The organism is Pseudomonas sp. P5_B3, from assembly GCF_056400405.1.
Window position 1 is genome coordinate 21,935 of record NZ_JBFULI010000004.1, and the last position, 15,577, is coordinate 37,511.

14 protein-coding genes and 1 pseudogene are annotated in these 15,577 nt (G+C 62.0%); 8 read left to right on the forward strand and 7 right to left on the reverse strand.

All coding sequences use genetic code 11. The annotated features are described in order from the left end of the window. Positions 1 to 108 precede the first annotated feature (108 nt). Positions 109 to 2,502 (forward strand): heavy metal translocating P-type ATPase, encoded by a 2,394-nt coding sequence (locus AC1DRN_RS03970; protein ID WP_223462788.1) that lies wholly within the window; start codon positions 109 to 111, stop codon positions 2,500 to 2,502. Beyond that, on the forward strand, positions 2,499 to 2,912 hold the full coding sequence (gene cueR, locus AC1DRN_RS03975) for a Cu(I)-responsive transcriptional regulator (RefSeq protein WP_223462787.1): 414 nt from the start codon (positions 2,499 to 2,501) through the stop codon (positions 2,910 to 2,912). The genes AC1DRN_RS03970 and cueR overlap by 4 nt, the downstream gene beginning before the upstream one ends. A 116-nt stretch (positions 2,913 to 3,028) precedes the next feature. Here cueR and AC1DRN_RS03980 read toward each other — a convergent pair whose 3' ends face one another. Next, positions 3,029 to 3,922 carry a PA4780 family RIO1-like protein kinase gene (locus tag AC1DRN_RS03980; protein WP_126049080.1) on the reverse strand — a complete coding sequence of 298 codons (894 nt, stop codon included), beginning with the start codon at positions 3,920 to 3,922 and terminating at the stop codon, positions 3,029 to 3,031. 445 nt (positions 3,923 to 4,367) lie between these two features. Between AC1DRN_RS03980 and AC1DRN_RS03985 the strand changes: the two are divergent. Together AC1DRN_RS03985 and AC1DRN_RS03990 are read left to right on the forward strand one after the other, a co-directional pair. Next, positions 4,368 to 5,456: pseudogene (locus AC1DRN_RS03985) on the forward strand (cache domain-containing protein); the annotation flags it as partial. A gap of 129 nt (positions 5,457 to 5,585) precedes the next feature. Continuing rightward, positions 5,586 to 6,314, forward strand: coding sequence for a methyl-accepting chemotaxis protein (locus AC1DRN_RS03990; protein ID WP_457266119.1), 729 nt, complete (start codon positions 5,586 to 5,588; stop codon positions 6,312 to 6,314). Between the two features lie 185 nt (positions 6,315 to 6,499). Here AC1DRN_RS03990 and AC1DRN_RS03995 read toward each other — a convergent pair whose 3' ends face one another. Beyond that, positions 6,500 to 7,777, reverse strand: coding sequence for an acetyl-CoA C-acetyltransferase (locus AC1DRN_RS03995; protein ID WP_223462785.1), 1,278 nt, complete (start codon positions 7,775 to 7,777; stop codon positions 6,500 to 6,502). Between the two features lie 221 nt (positions 7,778 to 7,998). Between AC1DRN_RS03995 and AC1DRN_RS04000 the strand changes: the two genes are divergently transcribed. Then, on the forward strand, positions 7,999 to 9,351 hold the full coding sequence (locus AC1DRN_RS04000; protein WP_223462784.1) for a 3-oxoacyl-ACP reductase: 1,353 nt from the start codon (positions 7,999 to 8,001) through the stop codon (positions 9,349 to 9,351). A gap of 2 nt (positions 9,352 to 9,353) precedes the next feature. Beyond that, a complete protein-coding gene (locus tag AC1DRN_RS04005; protein ID WP_223462783.1) occupies positions 9,354 to 10,208 on the forward strand; it encodes a MaoC family dehydratase in 855 nt (284 codons plus the stop codon). A 55-nt stretch (positions 10,209 to 10,263) separates the two neighbouring features. On the opposite strand, the gene AC1DRN_RS04010 is transcribed toward AC1DRN_RS04005, so the two are convergent. The 5 genes from AC1DRN_RS04010 to AC1DRN_RS04030 all read right to left on the reverse strand — a co-directional run bounded on the left by AC1DRN_RS04010 (position 10,264) and on the right by AC1DRN_RS04030 (position 13,668). After that, positions 10,264 to 10,620: a DUF6124 family protein gene (locus AC1DRN_RS04010; RefSeq protein WP_223462782.1), complete on the reverse strand. Its 357-nt coding sequence runs from the start codon at positions 10,618 to 10,620 to the stop codon at positions 10,264 to 10,266. Between the two features lie 756 nt (positions 10,621 to 11,376). Continuing rightward, complete coding sequence (locus AC1DRN_RS04015) at positions 11,377 to 11,940, reverse strand: DUF4136 domain-containing protein (protein WP_223462781.1); 564 nt, start codon at positions 11,938 to 11,940, stop codon at positions 11,377 to 11,379. 55 nt (positions 11,941 to 11,995) lie between these two features. Further along, on the reverse strand, positions 11,996 to 12,604 hold the full coding sequence (locus AC1DRN_RS04020) for a DUF4136 domain-containing protein (RefSeq protein WP_223462780.1): 609 nt from the start codon (positions 12,602 to 12,604) through the stop codon (positions 11,996 to 11,998). A 12-nt stretch (positions 12,605 to 12,616) separates the two neighbouring features. After that, positions 12,617 to 13,366, reverse strand: a complete 750-nt coding sequence (locus AC1DRN_RS04025; protein WP_108219847.1) for a methyltransferase domain-containing protein — start codon at positions 13,364 to 13,366, stop codon at positions 12,617 to 12,619. Then, on the reverse strand, positions 13,366 to 13,668 hold the full coding sequence (locus tag AC1DRN_RS04030) for a MazG-like family protein (RefSeq protein ID WP_085727452.1): 303 nt from the start codon (positions 13,666 to 13,668) through the stop codon (positions 13,366 to 13,368). Before AC1DRN_RS04030 ends, AC1DRN_RS04025 begins: the two co-directional genes overlap by 1 nt. Positions 13,669 to 13,825: 157 nt before the next feature. Here AC1DRN_RS04030 and AC1DRN_RS04035 point away from each other — a divergent pair, with 157 nt between their 5' ends. Both AC1DRN_RS04035 and AC1DRN_RS04040 read left to right on the forward strand, forming a co-directional pair. Continuing rightward, the gene (locus tag AC1DRN_RS04035; RefSeq protein WP_223462779.1) at positions 13,826 to 14,119 is read left to right on the forward strand and encodes a hypothetical protein; all 294 of its coding nucleotides are present in this window, start codon (positions 13,826 to 13,828) and stop codon (positions 14,117 to 14,119) included. 98 nt (positions 14,120 to 14,217) lie between these two features. Further along, the gene (locus AC1DRN_RS04040; protein ID WP_223462778.1) at positions 14,218 to 15,567 is read left to right on the forward strand and encodes an MATE family efflux transporter; all 1,350 of its coding nucleotides are present in this window, start codon (positions 14,218 to 14,220) and stop codon (positions 15,565 to 15,567) included. The last annotated feature ends 10 nt before the right edge of the window (positions 15,568 to 15,577 follow it).

The following is a 15,577-nucleotide window of genomic DNA, read 5'->3' on the forward strand; positions in this document are numbered from 1 at the left end:
AGCAAGCTCGCTCCCACAGGGGATCAGCGGCACGTTTAAGATTGGCACTTGACCTTGCCAACATGGCAAGGTTGATCCTGTGGTCATCTACTACAGGGAGTGCGACCGATGTCCGAATCCACCACGTTCGACCTGCCGATTGCCGGTATGACCTGCGCCAGTTGCGCCGGGCGTGTCGAGCGCGCCTTGAGCAAAGTCATTGGCGCCAGTGCCGTCAGCGTCAACCTTGCCACTGAACAGGCGCGGGTGCAGGCACCCAGCGACAGCTTGCCTGCCTTGATGGATGCCGTGGCCAAGGCCGGCTACAGCGTGCCGCAGCACAGCCTGGAACTGAGCATCGACGGTATGACCTGTGCGTCCTGCGTCGGTCGGGTCGAGCGTGCGCTGGGCAAGGTTGCCGGAGTGAAAAGCGTCAGCGTCAACCTGGCCAACGAACGCGCCCACCTTGAACTGCTCGGCCAGATCGATCCGCAATCCTTGATCGCCGCAGTGACCAAGGCTGGCTACAGCGCCAGCGTCTGGGAAGCCGAACACCCGCCAACCGACAATCAGCAACAGCGCCTGCATCGCGAACGCCAGGCCTTGATCATCGCCATCGCCCTCGCCTTGCCGCTGGTATTGCCGATGCTGCTACAGCCCTTCGGCGTGCACTGGATGCTCCCGGCTTGGGCGCAGTTCGCCTTGGCCACGCCGGTGCAATTCATCTTCGGCGCACGGTTTTACGTCGCCGCGTGGAAAGCCGTGCGCGCCGGGGCCGGCAACATGGACCTGCTGGTCGCCCTGGGCACCAGCGCCGGGTATGGCTTGAGCCTGTACGAATGGGCCACCGCTGCCGGGCGCATGCCGCACCTGTATTTCGAAGCCTCGGCGGTGGTGATCGCCCTGGTGCTGCTGGGCAAGTACCTGGAAAGCCGCGCCAAGCGCCAGACCGCCAGCGCCATCCGTGCCCTCGAAGCCTTGCGCCCGGAACGGGCGATTCGGGTGATCGATGGCCACGAGCAAGACGTCGCCATCAGCGCCCTGCGCCTCGATGACCTGGTGATGGTCAAACCCGGCGAACGTTTCCCGGTGGACGGCGTAGTGGTTGAAGGCCAGAGCCATGCCGACGAAGCGCTGATCAGCGGCGAGAGCCTGCCGGTGCCCAAGCAGCCCGGCGACAAAGTCACCGGTGGCGCGATCAATGGCGAAGGCCGGTTGCTGGTGCGTACCCAGGCCCTCGGTGCGGAAACCGTGCTGGCTCGGATCATCCGCTTGGTGGAAGACGCCCAGGCCGCAAAAGCGCCGATCCAGAAACTGGTGGATAAAGTCAGCCAGGTGTTCGTGCCCACCGTGCTGCTGATTGCCTTGGCCACCCTGATCGGCTGGTGGCTGTACGGCGCGCCGATGGAAACCGCGCTGATCAACGCCGTGGCAGTGCTGGTGATCGCCTGCCCTTGCGCACTGGGCCTGGCCACACCGACGGCGATCATGGCCGGCACCGGCGTGGCGGCACGCTACGGGATTCTGATCAAGGACGCCGAAGCACTGGAGCGTGCCCATGAAGTCAGCGCAGTGGTGTTCGACAAGACCGGCACCCTGACCTCCGGTGCCCCGCGCATCGCTCATCTGAGTGCCGTCAATGGTGATGAGGCGAGCCTGCTGGAACTGGCCGGCGCCCTGCAACGCGGCAGTGAGCATCCGTTGGCCAAGGCCGTTCTGGATGCCTGTACCGAGCGTGGATTGAAGGTGGCCGATGTCAGCGACAGCCAGTCCCTGACCGGGCGCGGCATCGCCGGCAGCCTCGAAGGGCGTCGCCTGGCGCTGGGCAATCGTCGCCTGCTGGAAGACAGCAGCTTGAGCGCCGGACCGTTGGCCGACTCGGCGACCGCGTGGGAAAAAGAAGGCCGGACCTTGTCCTGGCTGATCGAACAATCCCCAGAACCTCACGTGTTGGGCCTGTTCGCCTTCGGTGACACCCTCAAGCCCGGCGCGCTGCAGGCAGTACAACAACTGAGCGCACGGAACATCAGTAGCCATCTGCTGACCGGCGACAATCGCGGCAGCGCCAATGTGGTGGCCGAGGCGCTGGGCATCCACGATGTGCATGCCGAAGTGCTGCCGGCAGACAAGGCGGCTACGGTTGCGGCATTGAAAGAAACCGGTGTGGTGGCGATGGTCGGCGACGGTATCAACGACGCCCCGGCACTCGCCGCCGCCGACATCGGCATCGCCATGGGTGGCGGCACCGACGTCGCCATGCACGCGGCCGGCATCACCCTGATGCGCGGCGATCCGCGAATGGTGCCGGCCGCATTGGAGATTAGCCGCAAGACCTACGCCAAGATTCGCCAGAACCTGTTCTGGGCGTTCGTCTATAACCTGATCGGCATTCCATTGGCGGCATTCGGCCTCCTCAACCCGGTGTTGGCCGGTGCGGCCATGGCATTGTCGAGCGTCAGCGTGGTGAGCAATGCGCTACTGTTGAAAACCTGGAACCCCAAGGACCTGGAGGACAACCGATGAACATCGGCCAAGCGGCCCGCCACAGCGGCCTGAGCGCAAAGATGATCCGTTATTACGAATCCATCGGCCTGCTCAAGGCGGCCCATCGCACCGACAGCGGTTATCGGGTGTACGGCGATGACGACCTGCACACGCTGGCGTTCATCAAACGCTCGCGGGACCTGGGGTTTTCCCTGGAAGAAGTCGGCAAGTTGCTGACCCTCTGGCAAGACCGCCAGCGCGCCAGCGCCGATGTGAAAGCGTTGGCCCGCCAGCACATCGATGAGTTGAACCAGAAGATCCGTGAACTCGGCCAGTTGCGCGACACCTTGCAGGACCTGGTTGAGCACTGCCAGGGCGATCATCGGCCGGATTGTCCGATTCTGAAGAATCTGGAGTCGGGGTGTTGCAACACTGCGCCCCCATCGTGATAGCAGGACACCGCAAAACCCTGTGGGAGCGAGCTTGCTCCCACAGGTATTGTGTTTGTCACATTGAATCTGCACGCACAAAAAACCCGGCCGAAGCCGGGTTTTTCTTTAGCCGATCACTGCATCCACGGTGGAGGCGGTTCTTCGGTCTTGCCCGGCGGAGCATCGTCCGCCGCGCGTACGGCCTGCTTGCGCTCTTCATCCAGGCGCGCGGCCTCGATTTCGCGCATGATTCCGCCCACGTCAGCCAGCTCTTCCGTGTCGGCGAACTCGCCGGTCAGGACACTGGCCGGGTGCAAGGTGCCGGCCTCGTACAAGGCCCACATTTCCTTGGCGTACTTGGTCTTCTTCAACTCCGGCGCAAAGCGACCGAAGTAGGACGCCATGTTGCCCACATCCCGCTCCAGCATGCTGAACGCGTGGTTGTTGCCCGCCGCATCCACCGCTTGCGGCAGGTCGATGATCACCGGGCCGGTCGGCGTCAGCAGCACGTTGAACTCGGACAGGTCGCCATGCACCAGGCCGGTACACAGCATCAGCACGATCTGGGAAATCAGAAACGCGTGATATTCGCGGGCCTGATCCGGCTCCAGCACCACATCGTTCAGACGCGGCGCGGCATCACCGTACTCGTCGGCCACCAGCTCCATGAGCAGTACGCCTTCGAGGAAGTCGAACGGCTTGGGCACCCGCACACCGGCATTGGCCAGGCGGAACAGCGCCGCCACTTCGGCGTTCTGCCAGGCGTCTTCGGTTTCCTTGCGGCCAAACTTGGATCCTTTGGCCATTGCCCGGGCCTGACGGCTGTTGCGCACCTTGCGGCCTTCCTGGTATTCGGCCGCCTGACGGAAACTGCGTTTATTCGCCTCCTTGTAGACTTTCGCGCAACGTAACTGGTTGCCGCAGCGCACCACATAAACAGCTGCTTCTTTACCACTCATGAGTGGGCGCAGCACCTCGTCGACCAGACCGTCCTCGATCAGGGGTTCAATGCGTTTTGGAGTCTTCATCAGCTTTTATTGTGGGTCCTTTATTACCAAACACGCGAAAGTCATTCGTTATACGGCAATCCACCCACGGGGGGGAGGGGTTACCGACTTATGAGTATTGCACAAGCACACAATGTGCCGATTTCATCAGGAAAACCGACGACCGTCACGGGTCGCTCCAGATCATAGCCGAGCCTGCGTCAATTGTTGTGCAAGGGCATTGAGGGCAATTGCGACAGAAACTGACACCACCTTCATACCTTCCGTAGGATTTTTCCCGGCAGGCCTCAATTTCCTCCAATAACAGCCGAAGTCCTTAGTGACAAAAGTGATTTGTCCGACAATCGCTGCCACAACAAAAGCGATGCCGCACTCAAGGACCCGGGTTGACCAAGAACGTTTACGGCTGCCAATAAACCGCGAGTCATCTGCACTGCGTGGGCCTACAAGAAAATCTGGAGCGCGGATGAACATCAAACAGAAGTTGACCTGGGCGTTTGCAATCATCGCCTGCCTGCCCGTGGTGCTGGTCGCCACCCTCGTTGTGCTGAACCTGCGCAGTGATGCCAGGGACGAATTCATCGACGGCAGTGCCCGCGAGATTCGTCAGGTCAGCAACGCCATGCAATTGTTCTTTGACGGCATCAGCCAGAACGTCGATTACCTGGCCAAACAACCGCTGATCCGAAACTCCGACGACAGCCTCAAGACTTACATGGCCGCCAACGCCGAGAGCGTCCCCCAGGGCGAGGCGGACAAAAAAGTCTTCACCCTGCTCCAGGACCTGGGCAACAGCCACCCGGCCTACGCCTACGCCATCCTCGGCACGGCGGCGGGCGGCTACGTGTCGTGGCCGGATGATCCGAAGTTGAACAATTACGACCCGCGCCAGCGCCCCTGGTACAAGGCCGCCCAGGCCAAACCGGGCAAGCCGTTCCGTACCGAGGCCTATTACTGGGCCCAGGATGACGCGACCTACGTCAGCACCGTGCGCACCATCGACAACAAATTGGGCACCAACGGCGGCGTGGTCAGCATCGACGTTACACTCAAGCAGCTCACCGAGATCGTCAAACAGATCAAGCTCGGTGAAACCGGCTACCTGATGCTGCTGGAAAACACCGGAATGGTGCTGGTGGATCCGAAACAACCGGAACACAACTTCAAACCGCTGAATAGCCTTGGCGACGGCTACGCGCAACTGGCCAAGGCCGGCAAGGGCCTGGTGGAAGTGGAGCTCAACGGTGAGCGCTACATGGCCAACGTCTGGCCGTCAGAGCAACTGGGCTGGACCTTCATCGGCCTGATCAAACAGAACGACGTGATGAGCTCCGCGACCCAGCTGACCTGGTTGATCGCCATCATCGCCGCCGTTCTGGCCGTCATCTTCGCCATCGTCGGCGCCAGTTTTGCCAGCCTCATCGTACGCCCGATCCGCAGCGTGGCCAGCGGCCTGGAAGGCATCGCCCAGGGCGAAGGCGACCTGACCCAGAACCTGCAAATCCGTGGCAACGATGAAACCGCGCAACTGGCCAACTGGTTCAACCAGTTCCTGGCCGCCATTCGCAACCTGATCCAGAACATCGGCGGTGCGGCAGGCAAGATCCTCGCCACGTCCAAGAGTTCGACCCAGGTCTCCAGCGACATGGCCGAAGCCGCCGGACGCCAGCGTGAAGCGGTGGACATGGTCTCCACGGCGTTCCACGAAATGGTCGCCACCGCCAACGAAGTCGCACGTTCTTGCAGCCAGGCAGCGGAATCCGCCGACAGTGGCCAGCGCCAGGCACGTGAAGGTCAGCAACAGATCGATGCGGCGGTGAACAGTGTCGATCGCCTGAGCCAGGAAATCGAACAATCGGCCCAGTCGATGCAACAACTCGAACGTGACAGCAACGACATTCAGTCGATCCTGGGGACCATCCGTTCGATCGCCGAACAGACCAACCTGCTGGCGCTGAACGCCGCAATCGAAGCGGCCCGGGCCGGTGAACAAGGTCGCGGTTTTGCCGTGGTGGCCGATGAAGTGCGGGCCCTGGCCAAGCGCACGGCCGACTCCACGGCGGAAATCGACGGGCTGCTGGGCAACCTGGCCAAACGCACCAGCCAGGTGACCCAGCAGATGCACGCCAGCCTGGAAGTGTCCCAGCAATCGGTGACGCGCATCGGCGAGGCGCGCAACAGCTTCGGGCAGATCCGCGAGTCGGTGGACGTGATCCGCGACATGAACACCCAGATCGCCACGGCGGCGGAACAACAGCATCAAGTGGCCGAAGACATCAATCGGCACATCAGCCAGATCCATGGCGATGCGCAACTGGTGGCAGAGTTGGCCAACTCGGCGCGCCTGGATTCCCAGAGCCTGGCCGGGTTGTCCAGTGAGCTGGACGGGTTGGTGCGCAGGTTCCGTACCTGATTCGCAAAATCACCACTAAACCCTGTAGGAGCGAGCCTGCTCGCGATGGCGGCATATCAGTCAACATAGATGTTGAAGCTGATGGCCCCATCGCGAGCAAGCTCGCTCCCACAAGGTTTCAGTGTCGTTCACATAATCTGAGCCAGGCAAAAAACCTGTGGGAGCGCCTCCACATTTTTTTGTGTTCAACGTTCGATAATGGCGGTCACCCCCTGCCCACCCGCAGCGCAAATCGAAATCAGCCCCCGCCCCTTGCCCGCCGCATCCAGCAACTTCGCCAGGTTGGCGACGATGCGCCCGCCGGTGGCGGCAAACGGGTGCCCCGCCGCCAGTGAACTGCCTTTGACGTTGAGTCGGCGGCGGTCAATCGAGCCCAACGGCGCATCGAGGCCGAGACGGGTTTTGCAATATTGCGGATCTTCCCAGGCCTTCAACGTGCACAGCACTTGCGCGGCGAAGGCTTCGTGAATTTCGTAGTAGTCGAAATCCTGCAAGGTCAGACCATTGCGCGCCAGCAAGCGCGGTACGGCGTAGACCGGCGCCATCAACAAGCCTTCGGCGCCGTTGACGAAATCCACCGCAGCCGCCTCGCCGTCGCGCCAGTAGGCAAGAATCGGTAACCCGCGCTCCTTGGCCCATTCCTCACTGCCCAATAGCACCAGTGACGCACCATCGGTCAGTGGTGTGGAGTTGCCTGCGGTCAGGGTGCCCCTTGCGCTTTTCTCGTAGGCTGGCTTGAGCGCGGCGAGCTTTTCCAGCGTGGAGTCCGGGCGCAGGTTGTTGTCGCGGGTCAGGCCCAGGAACGGTGTCATCAGGTCGTTGTGCCAGCCTTCGGCGAAGGACGCGGCCAGTTTCTGATGGCTCTCGAGCGCCAGTTGATCCTGTGCTTCGCGCGGGATGTTCCAGGTCTGGGCCATCAGTTCGCAATGCTGGCCCATGGACAACCCGGTGCGCGGCTCGCCGTTGCGCGGGAATTCGGGGATCAGATGTCTGGGGCGCAATTGCAGGAAGGTTTTCAGTTTGTCGCCGGTGGTTTTCGCGCGGTTGGCTTGCAGGAGGATTTTGCGCAGGCCCTCGCTGACGCTGATCGGCGCATCCGAGGTGGTGTCCACACCACCGGCAATGCCGCAGTCGATCTGGCCCAGGGCAATCTTGTTCGCCACCAGCAACGCTGCCTCCAGCCCAGTACCGCACGCCTGCTGGATGTCATAGGCCGGGGTGGTGGGCGAAAGCCGCGAACCGAGTACGCACTCGCGTGTGAGGTTCATGTCCCGCGACAACTTGAGCACGGCCCCGGCGACCACTTCGCCGATGCGCTGGCCGTGCAGGTTGTAACGTTCGATCAGACCTTCGAGGGCGACGGTGAGCATCACCTGGTTACTGGCGGTGGCGTAGGGGCCGTTGGAGCGGGCGAAGGGAATCCGGTTACCACCGATGATCGCCACGCGGCGCAGTTGGGTCATGAAAAGCTCCTGGTGAATGATTCAAATCGAAAACCGCCCCTGTAGGAGCGAGCCTGCTCGCGATGGCGGCCTGTCAGCTACATTGATGGCGACTGACWKRYCGCCATCGCGAGCAGGCTCGCTCCTACAATGTAACCAAGCGTAGGCCTTATCTCGTGGATCGAATGACTGATCGCCGTTCGTGATCCACACTTTGAACCCCAGCTGCTGGAGCGCGTTCCATGTCTGACCGCTATATCGACTTCGCCAATTCGTCCATCGGCCATCGTCTGGTCGGCGCTCTGGGGCTGCCGGCGCCGACCAGACTGGAGCGCTGGCAAGCAGGCCGACTTCGACCCGTGGAAGGTGCGTTGCTGATCGGCGGTGGGCCGTTGACGGAACACGTCAGCGCCTTCGCCAACCGCCTGACCGACGCGATCTACAGCTACGGCACCGAGCCTTCGATGGCCACGGCCTGGATTCCCGACCATGGACCGAAACTCAAGGCTGTGGTGTTCGACGCCAGTGATCTGCTGCACACCGATCAGCTCAAGCAACTGCGCGAGTTTTTCCAGCCGCTGATGAGGAACCTCGATCACTGCGCGCACCTGGTGATTCTCGGACGCGATCCACAAACCTTGCGCGACCCGTTCGCCGCCAGTGCGCAGCGTGCCCTGGAAGGTTTCAGCCGTTCACTGGCCAAGGAGATGCGCAACGGCGGCACCCTGCAATTGATCCATGTCGGCGAAGGTGCCGAGACACAACTGGAAGGCCCGCTGCGGTTTTTCCTCTCGCCGAAAAGCGCCTTCGTGTCCGGGCAGGTCATTCGCTTGAATCCGTGCGCGACGCCAGTCACCGACTGGACACGCCCGCTCGCCGGGCGCAAGGCGCTGGTCACCGGCGCGGCGCGGGGCATTGGTGCCGCCATCGCCGAAACCCTTGCCCGTGATGGTGCCGACGTCATCCTGCTCGACGTGCCGCCGGCCAAAACCGATCTCGAAGCCCTCGCCGCCCGCCTCGGCGGGCACAGCATCACCCTCGACATCTGCGCCGAAGACGCTGCCACGCAGTTGATCGAACAGTTGCCCGACGGCCTCGACATCGTGGTGCACAACGCCGGCATCACTCGGGATAAAACCCTGGCCAACATGACCCCGGAATACTGGGACGCCGTTCTGGCGGTCAACCTCAATGCACCGCAAGTGCTGACCAAAGCCCTGCTCGACAGCGGCACCCTGCACGACAACGGCCGGGTGATTCTGCTGGCGTCCATCAGTGGCATCGCCGGCAATCGCGGGCAAACCAATTACGCGGCGAGCAAGGCCGGGCTCATTGGCCTGGCGCAGGCGTGGGCGCCGCTGCTCACCGAACGCGGCATCAGCATCAACGCCGTGGCGCCGGGCTTCATCGAAACGCAAATGACCGCGCACATTCCCTTCGGCCTGCGCGAAGCCGGACGGCGCATGAGTTCGCTTGGCCAGGGCGGCTTGCCACAAGACGTCGCCGAAGCCGTGGCCTGGCTCGCGCAACCGGGCACCGGCGCGTTCACCGGGCAAGCGTTGCGCGTGTGTGGGCAAAGCGCTCTGGGGGCTTAGACATGATCACCGACTGGCACACACTCAATCGCGAACCGAGCCTGCCGGGGTCATACGCACGAGCGGCGACACGGCGAAAAATCACTGGCACCCGCCTGCCGGATTCGGGTTTGCGTTGCTGGGTAGAAGTCGATCCCAAGCGCCTGGCGGCTTATCGCAAGGTCTGTGGTTTCGCCGACAGCGGCCTGCTGCCGCCGACCTATCCGCATATCCTCGGGTTCGCCTTGCAGATGCAATTGCTCACGGCAAGGAACTTCCCGTTTCCGCTGCTAGGCCTGATTCACCTGAGCAACCGCATTCGTGTACTGCGCCCCATGGGCGGGGTGAATCGGGTGTGCGTCAGCGTGCAAGTGCAGAACCTGCAACCCCACGCCAAAGGCGCGACGTTCGATCTGCTGACCAGCCTCGACGATCAGTTGGGGCCGTTGTGGGAAGCAGAAAGCCGGATGCTCTGTCGCGGTGTCAAACTCGAGGGCGAACCGCTCGAAGAACCTCTGACATCCAGCCTGGACTTGAGCGAAATCGAGCACTGGAAAGCGCCCCCGGACATCGGCAGGCAATACGCCAAGGTGTCCGGCGACTACAACCCGATCCACCTGAGCGCGGCCAGCGCCCGGCTCTTCGGTTTCCCGACCGCCATCGCCCATGGCCTGTGGAACAAGGCACGCACACTGGCTGCGCTGGCCGGGCACCTGCCGACGGCAAATGTCGAGATCGCGGTGCAGTTCAAGAAGCCGGTACGGTTGCCCAGTGAAGTGACGTTGCTGGCCAGTGCGCCAGGGCCGAGCGGGGATTTGCAGTTGGTGGGCGCCGGGGATCTGGAGCATATGGTCGGGCAGTGGCGGCCGGTTGCCTGACAAGGCCGATGTCTGTGGCGAGGGAGCTTGCTCCCTCGCCACAAAAGCTGCGTGGTCAGTCTTGCGGATCGAGATTGTCCAGCGCCCGGTTCACCGCCAGCTCACCCAGCATGATCACATGCGCAATCCCCAGCATCGTATTGCGCTGCGAGCCTTCCAGAAACCCCGCGAAATCACTCGCCATCACACTCGCCGACGCCAGTGATTCACAGGCGTGGGCCAGCAGGGTTTCGGTGTCGATGTCCGAGGCAATGACGAACATCGTGCTGGGCTTGTGAATGGCAGGCTGCTTAGGTGGATTGAGGTAGTGATCGAGGGCGCGGTCGGCGGCTTCGTGGAGTTTGTTTGAGTGGGGGGAATGGTATGGGGAAACGTCGTCGGTTTCGGGGGGATTTGGGGTGGGTTTGATCATGGTGAAGCTCCATTCTTGGATTTGGAGTTCGCCATCACTGCGACCAAGCAGAAGGGTGGCGAACCGTACGCAGGTTGGTCGACCAGGGAATGGAAACCCGGCAGGGCCTAGGCCCTCCCACGCACAGCTCGCCATTAAGCAAGCACAAAAATGCCGCTCGCGCGGCACTGTGCGCCATTCTAAACCCGGGCGACCAAACCCGATCACTGAATTTGCAGCGACTGACAAAGGCTAGAGATCGCACTTCCGACGGACAACCTGAAAAACATGTCGGAGGTTTCCTCGGGACTTGAGGAAAACTACACAGGATTGGTCGGCTGACAGGCCGCCATCGCGAGCAAGCTCGCTCCCACAGTTGGGCTGGGTACATTCGAAAGAAATTGGTCGGCTGTCAGGCCGTCTTCGCGAGCAAGCCCGCTCCCACAGGTACTCAGTACATCCGAAAGATTTCGATCGGCTGTCAGGCCGCCATCGCGAGCAGGCTCGCTCCTACAGAAGAGCAAAGGCAGAGCGGCGTACACCACTGCTCTTCACCACTCATCAGGCCGAGCGTTAGCTCGCCTGCAGCTCTTGATCTTGATCCACCCGCCCCCTCGGCAGGCTGAGTGGAGGCGTTCATCCGGGGGTGGGCGCGCAGCGCCGTTCGGCGCAGCCGAACACATCGAGAGAAGGAAGCCGCCGTTACCGCAGCAATGGATATGTACACCATCCAAAAAAACCCCTGTGGGAGCACAGGGGTTGAGAGGCCGGCTGATTCTAGGACGCGTGCGGTGGATAGTTGGCCAATATCCGCGTGACCGTTTGCCAGATGGCATCGCGACGATCCGTCGGGTTCGGCGTGCGGCTGAGCATCTGCTCGTCACTGCCGCGCCACACCAGTTTGCCGTCCTTGCCATCGAGCAGGTCGATCTGGATGGTCGCCACTTTGTAGCTGACATTGCGGGTTTCGTTGTACATCGGTGCGCCGTAGTAGCCATGCCACGGGTAACCCCAGCCGCCGCCGTAATTGGTGGTCACCTGTTGCTGCCGCTCTTCGACAATCAGGTAGGCCTGCACATTCAAATCGCCCTTGGCACCCGCGGCGGCCGGACGCAGACCGCGCTGATCCAGTTGATCGGCAACCGCCTGACGGACGCGCTGTTCGGTCAGGTCGCTCTTGATCCGTGGATCATCGGGACGGTATTGCAGGGCGGGTTCTTTCCAGGTCCAGCTGCGATAGGCAGCAAAGTCGCGGCTGGCGTCGAAGTCATGATTGACCTGGTTGGCGGCGCAGGCACTGAGCAGCGCGGCCACTACCAGTAAAACTAAACGGCGGAACATGATGATTCTCCGGTTGAAGACATGATCCTGTGGAATGCTTCTTATCTACAAGAAGCTAACTAGGAGGATACGCCGACATCGCCTTTTCCACAGCCTCCCGTATCGCATCGGCGCGCTCGCTTTCGCGGCCCCGGTTGCCGGTTTCAGCGCTGGAGCTCCAAATCGGTTGACCACTTTTGGCGTCAAACATGTCCACCTGCACGACCACGACCTGTTCCTGATAGGTACGGATGATCGGCACGGTGGCGTATCCGCCATATCCAGGACCGTAGCCGTTGTAGCCGCCATAACCGCCGCCGTAATAGTCGTCCCGAACCTGACGCAGGCGGGTTTCCATCCGCAGGTCGGCGCTGACAAACAGGTCCGCCGGACGATTGTCATGCAGCGGACGCAAACCCCGCTGATCCAGCGCATTGCTGACCGCTTCGGCGACCTGCGCCGAGTCCGCCCACGCAGTGCCCGGTGGCAGATGGCCGTTGAGCCAGGCCCAACTGCGATAACGTCCATAGTCACGCGGCGCTGCCGGGTAAGCGCTGCGGTCAAAAGTATTGGCGGCCTGGGGTGGCGCCGGTGGCAAAGGGTTGGAAGTGGCCACATAGGGGTTGCTGCCCTGACAGGCAGCCAGCCCCAGGCAGAACACCAGTACACCTGAATGATTTTTCATTTCGTGCTCCGATCAGACAGGCCGACAGATCCAGTGCAAGTAACGCCCAAGTCCGGCAAAGCTTGGATGGCGACGGTGGGCCAGTTCCATTTCGAGCAGGTCCACCAGTTCGGCACGGGCCTGGAATTCCACCGGCATGTAATCGTGAAAAACTCGCACGCCACTCTGTATTTCGACCTTCCACAGGCCTTCAAGTTGCGTCGCCAGCTCGCGCGGATCAAGGGGCTGCTGCGGGGTCAGGCTCTGCTTTTCGCCGGCCATGTCGTTCTTGCGCATCTTGCGGAAATGGCCCTTGAGCAAGTTGCGATAAATCAGCGCGTCGCGGTTGTAGAACGCCAGGGACAGCCAGCCATCCGCCTTGGTCAGTTGATGCAGCACCGGCAGGATGGCGTGGGGTTCGGCCAGCCATTCCAGCACGGCGTGGCACAGCACCAGATCGTAGGGTTCGGTGAGCTGCCCGAGCAGTTCCTGCCAGGGTGCCTGAATGAATGTGGCGCTCTGCCCGGCTTCGGCAAAACGCTGGCGGGCGCCTTCGAGCATCGGTTCGGCAGGCTCGGCGAGGGTCACCTGATGGCCGCGCTGGGCCAGCCACAACGACATGTGACCAAGGCCGGCACCGATGTCCAGAACGCGCAGCGGACGGTCGGGCAAGGTTTCGGCCAGATCGGCCTGCAACACCGCCAGACGGATCGCACCTTTGGCACCGCCGTAGATTTTTTCGGCGAAACGGGTCGCCAGTTGATCGAAATGACGGTCGCTCATCAGCTGAACCTCCGTTCGCTGTCCGCCAGCTTGCTGCGCACCACGGCATCCATGTCCAGGCCCAGCTCACTGCACAACAGCAACAGATAAAGCACAATGTCACCGACTTCCTGCCCGGCGTGGGCGAGTTTGTCCGCCGGCAACTGGCGTGACTGGTCTTCGGTAAGCCACTGGAAAATCTCCACCAGCTCGGACATTTCCACGCTCGCGGCCATGGCCAGGTTTTTCGGGCTGTGAAATTGTCGCCAGTCATTGCGGTCACGGATGGCGTGCAGGCGTTCGGTCAGTTCAACAAGGTTCATCGGGCTCTCCTGAAGGCGTATAGCTTCGGGGGGATCACAGGTGAAGGCAAGGGGCAGAAGTTGCATGCTCACCTGCGCAACCCTCTATGCTTGTGGGAACTCGGCAGCATGATCGACAGCCCAAGACTCAATTCTCTTTAATCAGGACGTTCACTCCATGCAGGTAGAAGGATTTTCCGAATGGCTCGGCCAGGTACTCGGCTCGATCATCCGCTTCATCATTGATGGCCTCAGTGGGCTGTTCAATCTGTTGAGCAACGCCAGCAGTAATTTTGTCGAAGGCCTGTCCCAGGCGCTGGGCATGGATACCTCGGTCATCAGCATCGTGACCTTGATCCTCGGGCTGATACTGCTGTGGTCGGCGATCCGCGCCTTTCTCAATGCGTCGTTCATCATGGGGATCATCTGGTTGATGTTGGGGCTTTGGTTGCTCAGCTGGATCATCCACTGACACCATCAATTCCTATAGGAGCCGGCTTGCCAGCTCCTACATTGGAGCGCGGCATATCCGGAATGTGCCGCTACAATGCCTGCTCCCAAGGAGCCTGCATGTCCAACCTGACCGCCGACTGGCGCGACCGCCCTACCCATCGCCGGGTCTGGGCACTCGCCGCGCCGATGATTCTTTCGAACATTTCAGTACCGCTGGTGGCACTGGTCGACAGCACCGTCATCGGTCACCTGCCCCACGCCCATCAACTCGGCGCCGTCGCGGTCGGGGCCAGTCTGTACACCTTCCTTGCCTGGGCCATGGGCTTTCTGCGCATGGGCTCCACCGGGTTCGCCGCCCAGGCGGCGGGGCGCGGGGATGGTGCGGCCTTGCGGCAGATTCTGTTGCAAGGCCTGTTGCTCGCCATCGGCCTGGCCGTGGTCCTGGGTGCGGTGGGCGTACCATTGAGCGGGGTGGCGTTGCACTTCATGCAACCGTCGGCTGAGCTCGATCAGCTGACCCGCGAGTTTTTCCACACCCGTCTGTTCGGACTCCCCGCAGCGCTGGCCAGCTATGCCTTGGTCGGCTGGTTTCTCGGCACCCAGAATGCCCGGGCGCCGCTGGCGATTTTGCTGAGCACCAACCTGGTCAACATTGCCCTGAACCTGTGGTTCGTCCTCGGCCTGGAGTGGGGCGTGGTCGGTGCCGCCCGGGCCTCGGTGATTGCCGAGTGGACAGGGGCACTGATCGGTTTGCTGATGACCCGCAAAGCCCTGCGCGCCTACCCCGGGCATATCGCCTGGGCGGCATTGGCGCTGTGGCAGAGTTGGCGGCCATTGCTGGCGGTCAACCGCGACATCTTCATCCGTAGCCTGGCGCTGCAATCGGTGTTTTTCCTGATCACGGTGCAAGGTGCGCGGTTGGGCGACGCCACGGTCGCGGCCAATGCCCTGCTGCTCAATGGCTTGCTGCTGACCGCCCATGCCCTCGATGGCCTGGCCCACGCCGTGGAAGCCCTGTGCGGGCATGCGCTTGGCGCCCGCAATCGCGATGCCCTGCGCCGCTCATTGGTGGTGGCCGGCGGCTGGTCGTTGCTGGCAAGCCTGGGCTTTGCTGCGCTGTTTCTGTGCGCCGGGCATCTATTCATCGAGATGCAGACCAACATTCAGAGCGTACGCGACACCGCGTTCATCTACTTGCCCTACCTCGCCGTACTACCGCTGATTGCCGTCTGGAGTTACCTGCTCGACGGCCTGTTCATCGGCGCCACCCGCGCCAGGGAAATGCGCAACGGCATGCTGCTGACCGTGGCGCTGGTGCTGCCTATCGGCTGGGCACTGCAAGGCGGGGGCAACCATGGCCTGTGGATAACCTTTTTGTTGTTCATGCTCCTGCGCAGTCTGACCCTTGGCGTGATTGCCTGGCGTCTGCGCCGTCACGATGGCTGGTTCGCCGGCAGCACTCACTGAACGGGGCAAC